This window comes from Nonomuraea sp. NPDC049486 (genome assembly GCF_040676925.1).
GTDB classification, from domain to species: Bacteria; Actinomycetota; Actinomycetes; order Streptosporangiales; family Streptosporangiaceae; genus Nonomuraea; species Nonomuraea ferruginea.
In genome coordinates this window covers 397,789-413,039 of sequence record NZ_JBFAPV010000008.1, presented here as the reverse complement: position 1 = coordinate 413,039, position 15,251 = coordinate 397,789, and the positions used below count along the sequence as shown (strand labels likewise).

19 protein-coding genes and 1 tRNA gene are annotated in these 15,251 nt (G+C 69.8%); 9 read left to right on the top strand and 11 right to left on the bottom strand.

Annotation, left to right across the window (positions count from 1 at the left end; all coding sequences use genetic code 11):
* Positions 1-240 precede the first annotated feature (240 nt).
* Positions 241-627: a hypothetical protein gene (locus tag AB0K05_RS25150; protein ID WP_364232102.1), complete on the top strand. Its 387-nt coding sequence runs from the start codon at positions 241-243 to the stop codon at positions 625-627.
* Between the two features lie 302 nt (positions 628-929).
* On the opposite strand, the gene AB0K05_RS25145 is transcribed toward AB0K05_RS25150, so the two are convergent.
* From AB0K05_RS25145 to AB0K05_RS25135, 3 genes are all read right to left on the bottom strand, one after another.
* Positions 930-1,463 carry a flavoprotein gene (locus tag AB0K05_RS25145; RefSeq protein WP_364232100.1) on the bottom strand — a complete coding sequence of 178 codons (534 nt, stop codon included), beginning with the start codon at positions 1,461-1,463 and terminating at the stop codon, positions 930-932.
* A gap of 415 nt (positions 1,464-1,878) precedes the next feature.
* A tRNA-Ser gene (locus AB0K05_RS25140) sits at positions 1,879-1,967 on the bottom strand.
* 166 nt (positions 1,968-2,133) lie between these two features.
* On the bottom strand, positions 2,134-2,697 hold the full coding sequence (locus tag AB0K05_RS25135) for a YceI family protein (RefSeq protein WP_271276279.1): 564 nt from the start codon (positions 2,695-2,697) through the stop codon (positions 2,134-2,136).
* A gap of 100 nt (positions 2,698-2,797) precedes the next feature.
* On the opposite strand from AB0K05_RS25135, the gene AB0K05_RS25130 reads away from it, so the two are divergent.
* Positions 2,798-3,286 (top strand): MarR family transcriptional regulator, encoded by a 489-nt coding sequence (locus tag AB0K05_RS25130; protein ID WP_148036105.1) that lies wholly within the window; start codon positions 2,798-2,800, stop codon positions 3,284-3,286.
* Here the strand turns inward: AB0K05_RS25130 and AB0K05_RS25125 are convergent.
* Positions 3,249-3,752, bottom strand: coding sequence for a SigE family RNA polymerase sigma factor (locus AB0K05_RS25125; RefSeq protein WP_148036106.1), 504 nt, complete (start codon positions 3,750-3,752; stop codon positions 3,249-3,251). The two genes, AB0K05_RS25130 and AB0K05_RS25125, sit on opposite strands and share 38 nt — an antisense overlap.
* Positions 3,753-3,952: 200 nt before the next feature.
* On the opposite strand from AB0K05_RS25125, the gene AB0K05_RS25120 reads away from it, so the two are divergent.
* Positions 3,953-4,894, top strand: a complete 942-nt coding sequence (locus tag AB0K05_RS25120) for a hypothetical protein (RefSeq protein WP_364232097.1) — start codon at positions 3,953-3,955, stop codon at positions 4,892-4,894.
* A gap of 5 nt (positions 4,895-4,899) precedes the next feature.
* Positions 4,900-5,691 carry a MauE/DoxX family redox-associated membrane protein gene (locus tag AB0K05_RS25115; RefSeq protein ID WP_364232095.1) on the top strand — a complete coding sequence of 264 codons (792 nt, stop codon included), beginning with the start codon at positions 4,900-4,902 and terminating at the stop codon, positions 5,689-5,691.
* Positions 5,692-5,794: 103 nt separating this feature from the next.
* On the opposite strand, the gene AB0K05_RS25110 is transcribed toward AB0K05_RS25115, so the two are convergent.
* On the bottom strand, positions 5,795-6,976 hold the full coding sequence (locus AB0K05_RS25110) for an ATP-binding protein (protein WP_219549995.1): 1,182 nt from the start codon (positions 6,974-6,976) through the stop codon (positions 5,795-5,797).
* A gap of 234 nt (positions 6,977-7,210) precedes the next feature.
* Here AB0K05_RS25110 and AB0K05_RS25105 point away from each other — a divergent pair, with 234 nt between their 5' ends.
* The 5 genes from AB0K05_RS25105 to AB0K05_RS25085 are packed head-to-tail and all read left to right on the top strand — an operon-like array spanning position 7,211 to position 11,005.
* Positions 7,211-7,681: a SigE family RNA polymerase sigma factor gene (locus tag AB0K05_RS25105; protein ID WP_271276281.1), complete on the top strand. Its 471-nt coding sequence runs from the start codon at positions 7,211-7,213 to the stop codon at positions 7,679-7,681.
* On the top strand, positions 7,678-8,874 hold the full coding sequence (locus AB0K05_RS25100; protein ID WP_364232092.1) for a hypothetical protein: 1,197 nt from the start codon (positions 7,678-7,680) through the stop codon (positions 8,872-8,874). Before AB0K05_RS25105 ends, AB0K05_RS25100 begins: the two co-directional genes overlap by 4 nt.
* Before the next feature lie 11 nt (positions 8,875-8,885).
* Complete coding sequence (locus AB0K05_RS25095) at positions 8,886-9,344, top strand: MaoC family dehydratase (RefSeq protein WP_148036112.1); 459 nt, start codon at positions 8,886-8,888, stop codon at positions 9,342-9,344.
* A gap of 36 nt (positions 9,345-9,380) precedes the next feature.
* The gene (locus AB0K05_RS25090; RefSeq protein ID WP_148036113.1) at positions 9,381-9,851 is read left to right on the top strand and encodes a SigE family RNA polymerase sigma factor; all 471 of its coding nucleotides are present in this window, start codon (positions 9,381-9,383) and stop codon (positions 9,849-9,851) included.
* The gene (locus tag AB0K05_RS25085; protein WP_364232088.1) at positions 9,848-11,005 is read left to right on the top strand and encodes a hypothetical protein; all 1,158 of its coding nucleotides are present in this window, start codon (positions 9,848-9,850) and stop codon (positions 11,003-11,005) included. Before AB0K05_RS25090 ends, AB0K05_RS25085 begins: the two co-directional genes overlap by 4 nt.
* On the opposite strand, the gene AB0K05_RS25080 is transcribed toward AB0K05_RS25085, so the two are convergent.
* The 6 genes from AB0K05_RS25080 to AB0K05_RS25055 form a co-directional block, all read right to left on the bottom strand.
* Positions 10,998-11,252, bottom strand: a complete 255-nt coding sequence (locus AB0K05_RS25080; protein WP_364232085.1) for a hypothetical protein — start codon at positions 11,250-11,252, stop codon at positions 10,998-11,000. The two genes, AB0K05_RS25085 and AB0K05_RS25080, sit on opposite strands and share 8 nt — an antisense overlap.
* Positions 11,249-12,802, bottom strand: coding sequence for a radical SAM protein (locus tag AB0K05_RS25075; RefSeq protein WP_364232083.1), 1,554 nt, complete (start codon positions 12,800-12,802; stop codon positions 11,249-11,251). Before AB0K05_RS25075 ends, AB0K05_RS25080 begins: the two co-directional genes overlap by 4 nt.
* Complete coding sequence (locus AB0K05_RS25070) at positions 12,799-13,530, bottom strand: prolipoprotein diacylglyceryl transferase family protein (RefSeq protein ID WP_364232081.1); 732 nt, start codon at positions 13,528-13,530, stop codon at positions 12,799-12,801. Before AB0K05_RS25070 ends, AB0K05_RS25075 begins: the two co-directional genes overlap by 4 nt.
* A gap of 1 nt (position 13,531) precedes the next feature.
* Positions 13,532-13,879, bottom strand: a complete 348-nt coding sequence (locus tag AB0K05_RS25065; protein WP_364232078.1) for a hypothetical protein — start codon at positions 13,877-13,879, stop codon at positions 13,532-13,534.
* 318 nt (positions 13,880-14,197) lie between these two features.
* Positions 14,198-14,518, bottom strand: coding sequence for a hypothetical protein (locus tag AB0K05_RS25060; RefSeq protein ID WP_187281569.1), 321 nt, complete (start codon positions 14,516-14,518; stop codon positions 14,198-14,200).
* Between the two features lie 10 nt (positions 14,519-14,528).
* Positions 14,529-15,200, bottom strand: coding sequence for a response regulator transcription factor (locus AB0K05_RS25055; RefSeq protein WP_308249186.1), 672 nt, complete (start codon positions 15,198-15,200; stop codon positions 14,529-14,531).
* Positions 15,201-15,251: the final 51 nt, after the last annotated feature.

Sequence of the window (15,251 nt, the reverse complement as noted above, 5' to 3'; positions counted from 1 at the left end):
AGCAGCAGATCATGACCGCGCGAACAGCCACCAAGGCGAAGTCTCAGGAGACCATCGCCGCATAACCGAGTCTCCACGCTTTCAGGGGATGGACACCGACCTTGCGCCGTATGGCCGCGAACTGGGAAAACGCGTGTCTGTGAGTGACCGTGACTGACCGCTCGTCACCTGTGTCCAATTACACGACGATCATGTACAGATCACTTGCTATGCGGGTCCGGCCGTGCTGGGCTCACTGCCGTGAGTAAAGTTTGGTACCCCGGCGAGCTCGCGCTTCCTCTTGCCTTCCCGAACCGCCGCTTCCGCCTCTGGAGCTACGTGCCCACACATAGCGGCCTCGTCGTGCGGACGGAGTTCGAGCCTGACACGCCCCATGTCGAACTGCTCTTCCAGTCCGTTCACCTGATCAACCTTCCGGCCAGGATGAACGGGCTCATGGTTGCTGTCGACGAGGGTAGGGGAGCCTCGGGCGTGACATTCACCGTGAGCGGCGATGATTTCTCGGGGCGCGTCATCGCGAACCGCCTATGTCTTGGCGCAGAGGAACGATCAAAATACAGTCCAGTCTCGATCTTCCACGGCTTGCTGAGCAGTGAATTCCCGCCCGAGCCACGCGCTCCCGCCTGATCATCCCGGAGCCGGAGCGCCCCACCGGAGGCACTATCTGGGGCGGCGCAGCATCACCCTGGCGAGCCAGATGATGGTGGGTAAGAGGATCAACAGAACAGCGAAGCCGGCTCCGACAGCGAGCTCGGCGTCACTCCACAGCTGGATCGCATCCACCCTGCGAGGCTAGCCGTGAAGCGGATCAGTCGGAATGCTGCGCAGACGCGGCCCGAGCGCGGGCGCGCGCGAGAACGGCCCTCAGGCCGCACGCGCAGCATGGGGCCGCGTGGCGGCGCTGAGCGCTGCCCTTGATCCATAAGAGATCAATTCGGCAAGTTCTCCAAGGTCAGCGACCACGGATAGTCCTCGATACGTTCTGCTCCGGAGCTTGGCGGGTGCGGCTCGAACTGGCCGGGGCCGAGCAGTACGCGTATGCCTTCGGCGCGGAGCTGGTCGACGCTGCGCTGGAAGGGGACGCGTGCGGCCAGGGCGGTGTTGACGAAGGGCAGGATGACGACGGGGATGCCAAGCCCTGGGGCTTCGGACAGGACACCGAGTGCGTAGGTGTCGGCGATGCCCTGGGCGAACTTGTTGATCGTGTTGTAGGTGGCGGGCGCGACGATGATGGCGTCGGCGCGCGGTGACTTGGGCTCGTGCGGCTTGCGGTACTGGCTCCGGACGGGGCGGCCGGTCTGCTTCTCCAGTTCGGCAACGTCGATGAAGTCGAGTGCCGACGGGGTGGCGATGATCTGGACGGTCCAGCCGGCGGCTTGGGCGAGGGTGACGAGGCGCCCGACGTCTGGGGCTGGTCCTGCGGCGCAGACGATGATGTACAGGACTTGGCCGGGTCGGGTCACGCGATGACTCCCAGGGTTGCCGCGTAGTCGCGGGCTTCGCGGCGGACGCTGATCGGGGCTGTTGCCAGGATGTCACGTACCAGCCGGAGGGCCGCGGGCGGCGGGCGATTTCCTGTGGGGTGCGGCGCGCAGGATGCGCAGGGCCTTGTCGTGCCGGTTCGACATGAGGAAGGCGCGGGAGGTGTGGCTCCGCGGAGCAGCAGAGATCCGTAGATCTACAGGTCATTGGGGGTGGGCTCGGCGAGGTGTTCGGCTGCGCTGCGGACCGCGCCGATGGCTGCGTGCTGGTGGCCGCCGTCCATCAGGGCGTGGGTATGACCGATTGCCGGGAATCGAGGCTGGCCAGCTTTTCGATGTCCGCAACAGAGATCGAAAAGGCCCTCTCCCCGTTCAGGGGAAGAGGGCCTTCGAAGAGCGGAGGATCGGGGATTTGAACCCCGGATGGTGTTGCCACCAAACCGCATTAGCAGTGCGGCGCCATAGACCTGACTAGGCGAATCCTCCTCGGGAGCCGTGTGGCCAGAGTTAGAGTACCGGCCTTCGGCCCAGGCAGCAAAGCGGTAACCCGTCCACCGTGGGGGCGAGTCATCCACAGCCTGTGGGTAACGGGTTGTGGAAAAGAGCCCGCCCCTGGTCGAGGGCGGGCTCAAGCCTGTGGATAACCCAGGACTCAGGCGGCCGGGTTGGCCTCGCCCTCGATCTCGATCTTGACCTTCTTGCCGACCAGGACGCCGCCGGTCTCCAGGGCCTGGTTCCAGGTCAGGCCGAACTCCTCGCGGTCCACCTCGGTGCTGATCGAGAAACCCCATACCGGCTGGCCCCACGGGTTGGTGCCGACGCCGCCGTACTCGACGTCGAGCTCGACTTCCTTGGTGACGTCGCGGATCGTGAGGTCGCCGACGACCTTGAACTCGTCGCCGCCGTCGGCGACGACGCGCTTGCTCCGGAAGGTGATCTCGGGGAACTTCTCGACGGAGAGGAAGTCGTCGCTGCGCAGGTGGCCGTCGCGGTCGCCGACGCCCGTGCTGATGCTCTCGGTCTTGATCGTGAGCTCGGCGGTCGACTGGAGGAGGTCCTCGGCGATCGTGATGCTGCCGGAGAACTCGGAGAAGTTGCCGCGGACCTTGCTGACCATCATGTGCTTGACGACGAAGCCGATGCTGGTGTGGGCGACGTCGAGAGCGTAGGTGCCCGCGACGGGGATGGTCAGGCCGTTCCAGGTGCGAGTGGTCATGAGAAGAAGTCCTTCAGGAGTGTGCTTGTTGTGCGGACAGTTGTGACAACAAACATCTACACGAGGAATATTCCCTCCGTCAACTAACGTCGTCTACAGTATGGATGTGACCAACATGAACGACCCTCGGCTGACAGCCATCGGGCTGCTGACGGAGGTTTACGCAGGGCTGACGGCCAGATTGCAGCCGGTGTTCAACGCCGCGGGCCTGTCGGAGATCGACTTCGAGACGCTGATCAGGCTCGGCCGCTCGCCCCGGCAGGCGCTGCGCATGACCGACCTGGCGGCGCAGACCGGCCTGTCCACGAGTGGGGTGACCCGCGTGGTCGATCGTTTGGAACGTGACGGCCTGGTCATCCGCGAGGCGTGCGCCACCGACCGCCGCGCCTCGTACGCCACGCTCACCCCGGCCGGCCGGGAGAAGCTGGAGGAGGTGCTGCCCCAGCACCTGGCCGACGTCGACGAGCTCCTCACGGGCTTGCTCAGCGGGGAGGAGCTGGACGGGTTCCTGGCCGCGCTCCGCAAGATCCGGAGCGTCGTGCGGCCCTGCGCTACGGCGGGGGCTGTAGAGGTGACAGCTCAGTCCTGAGCTTGGCCATCGCCCGCGACACGGTGCTCTTCACCGTGCCCACGCTGATGCCGAGTCTCCTGGCGATCTCCGGTTCGGTCATGTCCTCGTAGTACCGCAGCACGACCGCCGCCCGCATGCGCGCGGGCAGCCCCTGCAGCGCCTGCTCCAGCCGCTCGTGCACCTCGCCGCCGGCACTGTCCGTGACGATGACCGTCTCGGGCAGCTCGTCCGAGGGGTACTCCTCCAGCTTCCGGCGCCGCCACTGCGAGATGTTGATGTTGACCATGGCCCGCCGCACGTACCCGTCGAGCGCGGCCCTGTCCTGGATGCGGTCCCAGGCCAGATAGGTCTTGGTGAGCGCGTTCTGCAGCAGATCCTCGGCGTCCAGCGGGTGCCCGGTGAGCTGGTTCGCGGCACGCAGCAGCGCCGGACCGCGCGCTCGTACGTACTCGCGGAACTCTTCTTCCACCCTGGCCGTCTGCATCGTGGCCAGAATCGCAGCCCAGAGCCCTGATCAGGCTGACCCGCAATCCAGGATTCGGCCCGCCGACGACAAAGGTCCGTCAAGGTCGGTGGCAGATTGTTCGACGCCGGATGTCATCTCCTTCACTGAGGGATGCGTATTTTGCTCTTGTCTGCGGCGTACGGCGCGACCTCTCTTCCGGCCGTGTGACCCTAGAACGCATGGCGTATCCGAGCGTTGACCGCAGGCGGGTGCTGGCCGCCGCGGTGCTGGGCCGCGAGCCGGGAGTTCCGGGCCCGGGCGCGGAGGGGGAGCCGCTACGCGCGGTCACCGGGCAGATCCGCGACGTCAGCCCGCACCTCATCCTCGTCGAGACCCCCGAGGGCGGGAGCGAGCGGCTGGTCATCGCGCCGTGGGCCAAGGCCTGGCACGGCGCCGACGTCACGCCCGCAGACCTGCCCGTCGGGGCCAGGGTCGTCATGCGTACGCGCGAGGGCCGCGTGGTCGAGCGCATCTGGGCCGACACGATCCGCATCACCGGCACGATCATGTCCGTCGAAGGCCGCAAGGACGTCACGGTCGAGCTCGACTGCGGGCCGCACCGGGGCCGCCGGACCATTCTCATCCCGTACCGCGCGACCGGCAGGCTGCGGGTGCGCCATCCCCAGTTCGAGCCGGGCTACCTGTTCGACGCGATCGGCATCAGGAAGGACGGCACGGCGCTGGCCATGCTGCCCGCCACCTCCCAGCCCGCCTACCCGGCGCGGTCGGTGCCGGCGCCGCCGCCCGCCTACGGCGGCATGACCTCCCGCATCTCCGGCACCGTCACCTGGGCGGACGCCTTCGACGAGGACGAGCGGGGCGCGGCCTACCCCATGGTGGAGCGCTCCGACGCGGGCTGCCCGGACGCCGGCGTGTCCTGCGCCGGGCTGCCCTACCTCGCGATCGGCTCGCTGCTGCAGGTGCACAATGTGTGCGACGGCCGCTCGGTGAACGTGCCGATCGTCGCGTGCGGCTGCCTGGCCGGGCGCTTCTGCGACCGCTGCGTCGAGTGCGACACCTCGCCGCGCGGGCGGATCGCCGAGCTGTCGCCCCTCTCGTACGTCGAACTCGGCGGCGACCTGGTCAAAGGGTGTTTCAACGCGCAGATCGGCTTGGGGTGAGGTACATGCTGGCATCGCAGCTGCCGGTCCTGATCGTCCTGCTGTGCCTCGGCACGGCGGCGAAGGTGGCCGTCATACGGTCCGGCAGGGAGCCGAACGCGCTGGCCAGGCTCGGCCCCGCCGTGCTGGTGCCCGGCCGCTTCCGGGCCCCGGCTCTGCTGGCGTGCGGGGCGGCGGAGCTGGTGCTGGCCGCCGGGCTGCTGCTCACCACGCACCCGATCTTCCGTTTCGCGACGGTCGCGTTCTTCGCCATGTCCACGTACGTGCTCCTGGAGCTGCGCAGGCGCCGGCCCGACGCGGGCTGCGGGTGCTTCGGCGAGGTCAGCTCGGCTCCGGTCGGGGTACGGTCGATCGCCAGGACCATGGCGTTGACCGGCATGGCCGTGGTGACGGTGTGGGCGCCGGTGCCCGGCTGGGTGGCGTTCGCCCAGCCGTCGTGGGAGTTCGCGCTGGCCGGGCTGGTGGTGCTGGCCGTGCTCTCGCCCGAGATCGACGAGCTGATCGAGCGGGCCCGCCACCGGGCGCCGTGTGAGCAGCGCCGCGGGCCCGCCGAGGGGATCATGCTGGCGCGGCTGCGGTCGAGCGGCACGTGGCGGGCCCACCGGGCGGAGCTGACCACGGCCGAGCCCTACGACAGCTGGCGCGAGCTGTGCTGGCGGTTCTTCGCGTTCAAGAACCACCAGCAGGACGACGTGGTGTTCGCCGTCTTCATGGCCGGCCGCCGACCGGCCGTCAGGGTGGCGGTGGTCGAGGCGGACAGCGAGTCTCTGCCCTCGTATACGCCAGTATCGGCCTGACGCTAGAGAGGGCTAGATTTCCCTCGACGGGCATGGCGATTTAACTCTATTGGGCTATCTAGCTTCCCCTCTAGACAACCCAATAGAGGTCTAGGGGTGCCGTCTAGATCGGTTGGGCACGCAGGAACCTCCCGAAATGCGGCACGGTGAACGCGATCAGCCCGCGCTCGGCACTGTAGATCAGACCCTTCTTGATCAGGCTGTCGCGGGCGGGGGACAGGCTCGACGGCTTGCGGCCCAGGGACTCCGCCACGTCGGCGGTCGCCACCGGCTCGTCGCCGATCTCGGCCATGGCCCGCATGTAGTCGCGCTCGGCCGGGGTCGCGCGTTCGTAGCGGCTGCCGAAGAAGCCCACGGCCAGCTCCTCCTCGGCCTCCGGCGCCGACACCCGGACGTCGTCGAGCGTGATCGGGCTGCGCGGCGCGAGATCCCAGGCGACCTTGCCGTAGGCCTGCACGAAGTAGGGGTAGCCGTCGGCCGCGTCGTAGAGGGCGTCGAGCGCCTCCTGGGTGAACTCGACGTCTTCCTCGCGCGCGGGCAGCATGAGCGCCAGGTCGGCGGCCTCGCGGTCGAGCTTGTCGATGCGGGCGTAGCGGAAGAGCCGCTCGGAGTAGCTCTTGCTGGCCGACAGCACGCTCGGCAGGTGCGGCAGCCCGGCGCCGACCACGATCAGCGGGCCGCCGGTCTGCGACAGCTCGTGGCAGGCGGCGCACAGGGCCGAGATGTCGGCGGACTGGACGTCCTGCATCTCGTCGATGAACAGCGCGATGCCCACGCCCAGGTCGGTCGCGACGCCCGCGGCGTCGACGAACAGCTCGGTGAGGTCGATCTCCAGGTCGCCGGAGTCGGCGCGGCCACGCGTGGCCGGCACGTCGATGCCGGGCGACCAGTGGGAGGTGCCCTTGGCGGCGGACGGGTCGCGCATCGCGAACGCCTTCAGCACGCCGAGGAACTCCTCGATGCGCTCCGGCGCGCGGTGGCGCGGCGCCAGCTCGCGGATCGCCATGTGGAGGGCGGCGGCGACGGGCCTGCGGATCGACTGGTCGGGCCTGGCCTCGATCTTGCCGGTGCCCCACAGCCGCTGGATGGCCATCGAGCGGAACGTGTTGAGCAGCACGGTCTTGCCGACGCCGCGCAGGCCGGTGATGACCATGCTGCGCTCGGGCCGCCCGCGGGCCACCCGCTCCAGCACGACCTCGAACTGCTGAAGCTCACGGTCGCGCCCGGCGAGCTCCGGCGGACGCTGCCCGGCTCCGGGGGCATAAGGATTGCGCACGGGGTCCACGCTCTCCGACTTTATTGCGCCATATAGCGGGCGTCTTAGATTCGGGAAGAAAGTGTGATGGCGTGTCCGAGCAGGGGGCATCGCGAGCACCGTCACCGGACACACCCCCTCTCACCAGGCCGAACCTCTGTTCGATTCGCGCTGGTACGACTGTAGCGCGGACTCGAACAGGTGCGCGATGATTTCAGGTAAAGATCTTCGCAACAGCTCCGCGCCCCCGTGCGTCATGGAAGTGTGGAGTTCGAGGATTTCGTCCGCGCCCGCGGGCCGGCCCTGCTGCGCTACGGGTATGTGCTCACGGGCAACCCCGACGACGCCGCCGACCTCGTACAGGAAGCGCTGCTCAAGCTGGGCGACTCCTGGCGGCGGGTGCGCAACAAGGACAACCCCGAGGCGTACGTGCGCATCACCATGGCCAGGCAGCACGTGAGCTGGTGGCGCAGGCGGCGGCGCGAGCGGATCACGGACGACGTCCCCGATGGCTCGTACACCGACGCCCACTCCACCGGTGAGTTGTGGAGGGAACTGGCCACGCTGCCGGGCAGGCAGCGTGTCGTGCTGGTGCTGCGCTACTACGAGGACCTGTCGGACCAGGAGATCGCCGACATCCTCGGCATCTCACGCGGAACGGTTCGGAGCCTGGCCTTCCGTGCGCTCAACACGCTCCGGGTACGGCCGGCCGTCTTCGAGGGGAGGCATTCGTGAGGACCGAGGAAGAGCTGGTCAGGGCCCTGCGCGAAGGCGCGGCGGGCGCGCCCGACACGGATCTGCTGGCAGGCGTCGCACGGCTCCGCCGAAGGCGCACCATGCGGCGGGTCCAGGTGCTCGCCGCGGCGGCGGTGATCGCGGTGGCGGGTACGGGCACGGCGGTGGTCAGGGGCCTCGGCCCGGGGGAAGGAGAGGGTTCCCGGCCGGCGGCCACCGCGATGGTCACCGTGGCCCCCGTCGCGGCGACGGTGACGGAGCTGTGGCCGCAGGCGCTGTTCACGATGCCGGCGACCAACGCCGACGGCTGGCGCTACCGCCCGGTCACCGCGCTCAGCGCCACTCAGGTGCTGCTCGCCGCCGAGTCCTCGTTCGAGAAGGCCGGCACGTTCGAGATCTACGACACCGGGACCGGGACGGCCAGGGTGGTCACCCAGGTGCCGAGAGGCAGGGGCCTGAAGAGGTACTTCCCCCAGTCCGCGACCGTGGGCCCCGCCGACATCGCCTGGTCCGGATCCGGCGAACGGGCTGACGGCACCCCCGTACGCGAGATCTGGACCGCCCCCCTGGCCGGCGGCGAGGCGAGGCTCCTCGCCACCCGCACCGGCGAGGACGCCGACCTCGACGGGATCTCCATCGGCGGCGGCCACGTGGTCTGGTCCGAGACCGACGGCGGCCTGTGGCGCGTCCCGCTCGCGGGCGGCGACCCGGAGCGCGTCCCCGGCGGCGACGGCCTCCACCTGATCGCGTGGCCCTGGGCCGCCGACGTCGCCAAGGGCCCCGAGGGCTTCGAGCACAACCAGACCCGGCTGGTGAACCTCGCCGACGGCACGACCCGGACCACGGCCGCGCCGCCGGGCGTGACCGGCTGGAGGTGCGGCCCCGTCTGGTGCCACGGCCAGAGGGATGACGGCCTGCTGATCCAGCGCGCCGACGGCACCGGCACGCCGCGGTCGCGTCAGGTCCACAGCGTCAGGATGCACGCCTATCCCGCGCTGGAGCGCTTCCTCGTCGACAGCGACGTGTACGACCTCGCCACGGACAAGCTGGGCCGCCTCGACGAGCCGACCGACTGGTACGGCACCGGCACCTCGTCCGAGCCCAGCACGATCCTCTACTGGGGAGCGACCAAGGGGGACAAGCCGGACGAGTTCCGGGTGCTCAACTTGGCAGCCGTCCCACCTGCCCAATAGCGTTCGGCCTCATGCGGACCTTCGCGAACATCCAGGAGCTCAAGGACGGCGTCGGCGAGACGTTCGGCCCCACCGAGTGGCGCACGATCACCCAGGACAGGGTCAACCTGTTCGCCGACGCCACCGACGACCACCAGTGGATCCACGTCGACGCCGAGCGGGCCAAGGAGGGCCCGTTCGGCGGCACGATCGCCCACGGCTACCTGAGCCTGTCGCTGCTGCCGTCGTTCATGTTCGAGCTGATCCGCGTCGAGGGCATCCAGATGGGCGTCAACTTCGGCCTGAACAAGGTCCGCTTCCCCCGCCCCGTCCCGGTCGGCTCGCGCGTGCGCGCCGTCGCCGAGCTGACCAGCGTCAAGGGCACCCCGGCGGGCTACCTGTCGGCGCTCAAGATGACCATCGAGGTCGAGGGCGAGCGCCGCCCCGCCTGCGTCGCCGAGACCCTCTCCCTGTACGTGCCCGCCGAGTGATGCAACAGAAGCGCCCCTCTCACGGTCCTTGGATCCGTGGACCAATCGTTCGACGAGTTCGTCCGAGCCAGGGGTGACGCTCTCCTCCGGTACGGCTACGTACTGACCGGAAACACCGAGGACGCGGCCGACCTCGTCCAGGAGGCGCTGGCCAGGCTGGGCAACGCGTGGTCGCGGGTGCGCAAGAAGGACAGCCCTGAAGGCTACGTGCGCACCACCATGGTGCGGCTGCACATCAACGCCTGGCGGCGCCGCCATCGCGAGGACCTCGTCGCGGCCGTGCCCGAGCGCGGCGACTTCGACCGGTACGACGACGCCGACCTCTGGGCCGAGCTGGGCAGGCTGCCCCGCCGGATGCGTGCCGTGCTCGTGCTGCGCTACTACGAGGATCTCCCCGACGACGAGATCGCGGAGATCCTCGGCGTCTCCCGCGGCACCGTGCGCAGCCAGGCCGCGCGCGCCCTGGGCAAGCTCCGGATCACGCATGCGCTGGAGGAGGCGCGATGAGAAGCGAAGAGGACCTGATCCGCACCCTGCGCACCGCCGCCGGGCACGCCGAGCCGGAGCCCACGCTGGCGGCCTCGGTGGCCGCCCGCCGCCGGTCGCGCCGGCGTGGAGGGTGGGCGCGGGTGGCGCTGGCCGCCGCCGCGGTGGTGCTGGTGGCGGGAGGCACGACGGCGGTCCTGTCCGACGGCGGGGGACGGGCGCGACCGGCGGCCGAGCCCACCCGGGGTGTCGAGCAGGCCGCCGAGGTCTGGCCCGAGGCGATGTTCACGGTGCCGGGCACGGCCGTCGACGGCCGGGAATACCAGCCGATGGCCGCGATCAGCCCGGCCGAGGTGCTGGTGAGCGCCGTGGCACCCGGCGTGAAGCCGGATCGCCTGGAGGTGTTCGACACCGGAATCAGGCAGTTCCGGACGGTCACCAGCATGCCGAAGCCCAACGTGCCGGGCTACCGCTTCCGCGACGTCAAGGCGAGGGACAATCACATCGTCTGGTGGGGCGAGACGCCTCACGCCGGCGAAGGCGCATGGGCCGACTTCTGGTACGTGCCGCGAGCCGGCGGCGAGTCCGGGCACGTCGCCAAGCTGACCGGAGAGCTGGCCCAGGTGGACGCCGTCGACATCACCGGCGACCACATCGTGTTCTCCGTCGAGCGGGGCGGCGTCTACCGGCTCCCGCTGACCGGTGGCAAGCCGGAGAAGATCAAGGGCACCGACGGCCTCCATCTCAGGTCATGGCCGCTGGCCGCCGGCTACACCGCGGGCGAGTCGCACGAGCGGAACCAGAACCGCACGGTCAACCTGGAAACCGGCCGGTCGGCCGACGTCTCGGTGCCGAGCGGAGCCCGCGGTCTGATCTGCGGTATCCAGTGGTGCGCGGGCGTGCTCGACGGCGGCCCCTTCCGCCAGCGGCCCGACGGATCGGACCGCCGGCCGATCCCCGCCGACCTGCGCCCTCTGGTGTTCGAAGGCCTGCCCGCCGACCGGTTCGTGCTCGGCCGGCTGTCCTCCGGGCCGGTCATCCAGGCGTTGTACGACCTCACCACCGAAGAGGTCGTGGGCCTTGACGAGGCCGAGTTCGGCGGCGGCGTCCCCACGGTCTTCTCCTGGAGGGAAGGCTCGAACCTGACCGTGGTGAACCTGCTCGCCGTCAGGTGAAGGACAGCACGATCGCCGTCACCGCCGCCAGCGCGAGCACGCCCAGGTAGGCGAGGACCAGCCGGGTGTCCCGGAGCAGGCACTTGCTCCGGGTCAGCCCGGCCCGCCGCGCCTTCCAGTAACCCGCGAACCCCAGCCCGGCGAAGGCCAGCAGCGCCCACGGCCCGAACACCCAAGCCAGGAGCGCGATCGTCGCGTACACGCACAACCGGAGCGGATCGTACGGCGTGCTCTGTGGAGTCGTCACGGGAGCACCTCCAGCGGGAGCCGCAGCCGCGGTTCGGACGCCACCGCCGACAGCCGCTGCGCCGACAGCTGCGGCCACGCCTGCACGGCGCAGAACGGCGCGCACTGGTCCCGGGCCGACCGGGTGCCGACGTGCACGCAGCACTGCGTGAGCCGTTCCTCGATCATGGTCGAGATGTCCATGAACGGCTTGATCGTGATCCGGACCACCCGCTCGCCCATCATCCGGCGCAGCTTCTTGCGCCGGCCCGGCAGCGCCGACGAGGCCAGCGTGAGCAGCGTGGAGACGCCGAGGTCGCAGTTCTCGCAGATGTTGCGCCACAGCTCGCCGATCTGCGGATGCGACAGCGACGACTGCTCCGACAGCAGGTCGAGCAGCGACTCCTGCACCGCCAGGCGCAGCTCGCGGGGGATCTCGGCGTCGGCGATGCGGTTGGCGACCAGGCCCAGGTTCTCCTTGAGCCGGTCGTGGCCGATCAGCGCCACCAGCGAGCGCCACCGCTGCGAGTCGTCGCGGATGAGGTAGCCGACCGAGCAGCAGTGCGGGTGGGAGCACGGCAGCGCGGTCAGGTCACGCCACGTCACCAGCCCGCCGGTCTGCGGGCCGAGCCGCTTGAGCACGCCTGTGTGGGTCAGCCGGTCCATCGGGTCGATCGTCCCCGACCTGCCCGAGCCGAACTGCGGCTGCAGCGACACGCCGCCCACGAACGGGGTGTCGAGCGCCACCTTGACGACGTCGCCGATCTCGCCGTCGTTCACGCCGAGCGCCGCCGTCATCACCAGCGTGGTGAAGATCTCCCGCTCCGAGAGCCGCGCCACGGCCTGCCGCTTCAGCCTGCGCAGGTCGCCGCCGCGGTGGTGTCTCGACGCCTCCGCCGAGGAGCCGTCGTACTGCAGGTAGACCTCCACCCGCTCGCGGTGCTCGGTGAGCAGGTCGAGCAGGGCGTCGTCGCGGGCGATCAGCACGCCGTTGGTGTTGATCAAGATGCGGGTGATCGGGCGTGCGGCCAGCTCGTGCAGCAGCGTCTTCAACTCGGGGTGCAGGGTCGGCTCGCCGCCGCTCAGCATGAGCACGTCGAGCTTGCCGTTCTCCCTGGCCAGCCGCTGGTCGACGTTCGCCAGCACCTCGGCGACCGGCACCACGCCGTTGAGCTCGGGCGAGCTGTCGGCGAAGCACGTGGGGCAGCGCAGGTTGCACGCCTCCGCGATGTCCTCCAGCAGGATGCAGGTGTGCTGCGTCTGCAGCTCGGGCAGCCCCTTGAGGTACGCCGCCGGCACCGGATCGAAGTTGCCCGCGAGATCCGGCACGTGCTGCTTGGTTGGAGCGGTCCACTCCTCCAGGTAGGCGAGGATCTCCGGGTCCTCGTCGTAGAGCGTGCGCACCAGCCCGTGCTCCCGGCAGCCCCGCTCCAGCCACACCTTGCCGTCGCGCACCGCCAGGTAGCCGCTCAGCCGCTCGATCCGGTCGAGGTCGCGGCCGTGGCAGTGGGGGCAGAACGCGTTCACGTAGCGGACGACGCGGTCGCCTCGGAGACCCATCCCCGTGCTCATGTCATGACCTTTCGCTTGAAGAGGGCAGCGTAGTAGCCGCGTCGCCACCCGTACGCGAGCCTCAGCCCGAGCAGCAGCATCCCCGGCAGGAGGAACCACTGCGGGCCCGTCAGCTCCAGCCACAGGATGTCGTTGGCCCGGGTGAACTCCACACAGAACCGGAAGAACGCGTACGCCGCGACATACAACGTGAACAGCTCACCGGGCCGGGTCAGCCGCTTGCGCGCCCACAACAGGGCGGCGAACGCGGCCACGTGGAAGACGATCTCGTACAGGAACGACGGATGCATCGCCTGCCCCGCCAGGCAGCCCGGGCAGTCGGGCGTGCTCGCGGGGGCGCGGACCCCCCACGGCAGGCCGGTCGGCCGGCCCGGGGCCTCGGTCAGGTGGCAGCCGATCCGGCCGACCGCCATGCCCAGCGCCACCGCCGGCGCGAACAGGTCACCGGTGCGCTCCTTGTAGCCGATGATCCGCTTGGCGACCAGGACCCCGACGTACGCGCCCGCCAGCCCGCCGAGGACGCTGCGCGAGCCGTACAGCCACAGCTGCTGCAGGTCCAGCGTCTCCAGCCAGCCGGCCAGGCGCATGCCGATGGCGCCGCCGACCAGCGCGCCGGTGACGGCCACCAGCGACTGCTCGTTGAGCGCGCCCCTGCTGCGGGCCTCGTAGAAGAACACCACCGAGGCGACCGCGACGCCGAGGCCGACGAAGATCTCGTGCAGCGGCATGTCACGCGCCGTACAGTGCCGGGTTCAGCCCCGTGCACAGCCCTGCCGTGCAGATCGACCAGAGCGCCCAGCCGATCATCAACCCCATCCCGATCCCGCGCGTCCAGGGTCTGCGGATCAGCACCAGGACGAGGCCCGCGACCAGCCCGAGGCCCACCAGCGTCGCGGTGCCGGCGATGAGCATGGGCCGGCTGTGTTCGGGAGTGCTGATGGCGCCGAGGAAGACGAAGAAGCCGAGGATCGCGTTGATGACGCTGTAGACGGTCAAGCCGACGAACGCCATCCCGATGGTGATCCCGACCTTGTCGCCGGTGGACGGCGAGGGAGGGGGCGGCGCCCAACCGCCCATCCCGGGACCGTACGGGGGCCCGGGCGGTGGGCCATGGGGTGGACCGTGCGGCGGGCCCTGCCAGTGAGGCCCTGGCGGCGGCTCTTGCGCGTGGCCTTGCGGCGGGCCCTGCCAGGGAGGACCCTCCGGGGGAGGCGCTTGCCACGGCGCTCCCTGTGGCGGTGGCGGCGGAACCTGTCCCGGAAGCCCGTCACGGAAGTTTCGGGTCGGCCCCTCCTGGCCCGGATCGTGCTTGCCGGGATCGTCCGGCGGTGGTGTCGTCATCCCTCTCCCTCTTGACCGACGAACAGGATGGAACCCGCCGGTTGACGTCCGCTTTCAGGCGTACAACCCCGGATTGAGCCCCGTGCACCAGCCGGCCGACACGATCGACACCAACCCCCAGCCGATCATCAACCCCAGGCCCAGCCCTTTGGACCACGGCCTGCGCAGCGACAGCAACACCACCCCGCCCCCGAGCGCGCCGACGGCCAGGAAACCGGCCGCCAGTGCCAGCACCACGTTCGTGGCCATCGACACGGCGACGACCCCCACGAAGACGTTGACCACGATGTAGGCGAAGAGCCCGACCACCGCGAGCCCCACGACCACGCCGGTGGACCGGGGCTGCTGTGGCTGCTGAGGCGGCGGCATGGACACGACGCCCACATTACGGCCCTATCTCCCCTTCTGAGTAGTAGATGGCCGCCTGCACCCTGCTCTTCAGGCCCAGCTTGTGGAGCACCCGGCTGACGTGCGTCTTCGTCGTCGCCTCGGCCATGGCGAGCTCTTCGGCGATCTCCGCGTTGGACAGCCCCCGCCCGATGCACGCCAGCACCTCCCGCTCCCGAGGCGTCAGCGTCTTCGGATCCACCGGCTCCCGCCGCGCCGGCGCCTGCTCCCCGAACGCCTTGATCAGCCTGCGCGTCACCCCCGGCGAGATCAACCCGTCACCCCCGGCCACCAAGCGCACCGCGTCGACCAGCGCGTCCGCGTCCGTGTTCTTCAACAGGAATCCTGCGGCCCCCGCCCGCAACGCGCCGAACACGTACTCGTCCACGTCGAACGTCGTCAGGATCAGCACATCGGTGATGCCCGCCAGCTCCGCCGTGGCCGAGATGCCGTCCATCCTGGGCATGCGGATGTCCATCAGCACCACGTCGGGCCGCAGCTCCTTGGCCATGGCGACCGCCTCCACGCCGTCGGCCGCCTCCCCGACCACCTCGATGTCCTCGTCGCCATCCAGGATCAATACGATCCCGGCCCGCACGGCGGCATGATCGTCAGCCACCAGCACCTTGATGCCCACTCGGCCCACCTCGCCTTTCACCAGCTCACCCACCGGCGTATGCCACGCTGCAATCTCCCCCACCGGTCCCATCGACGTATGCCG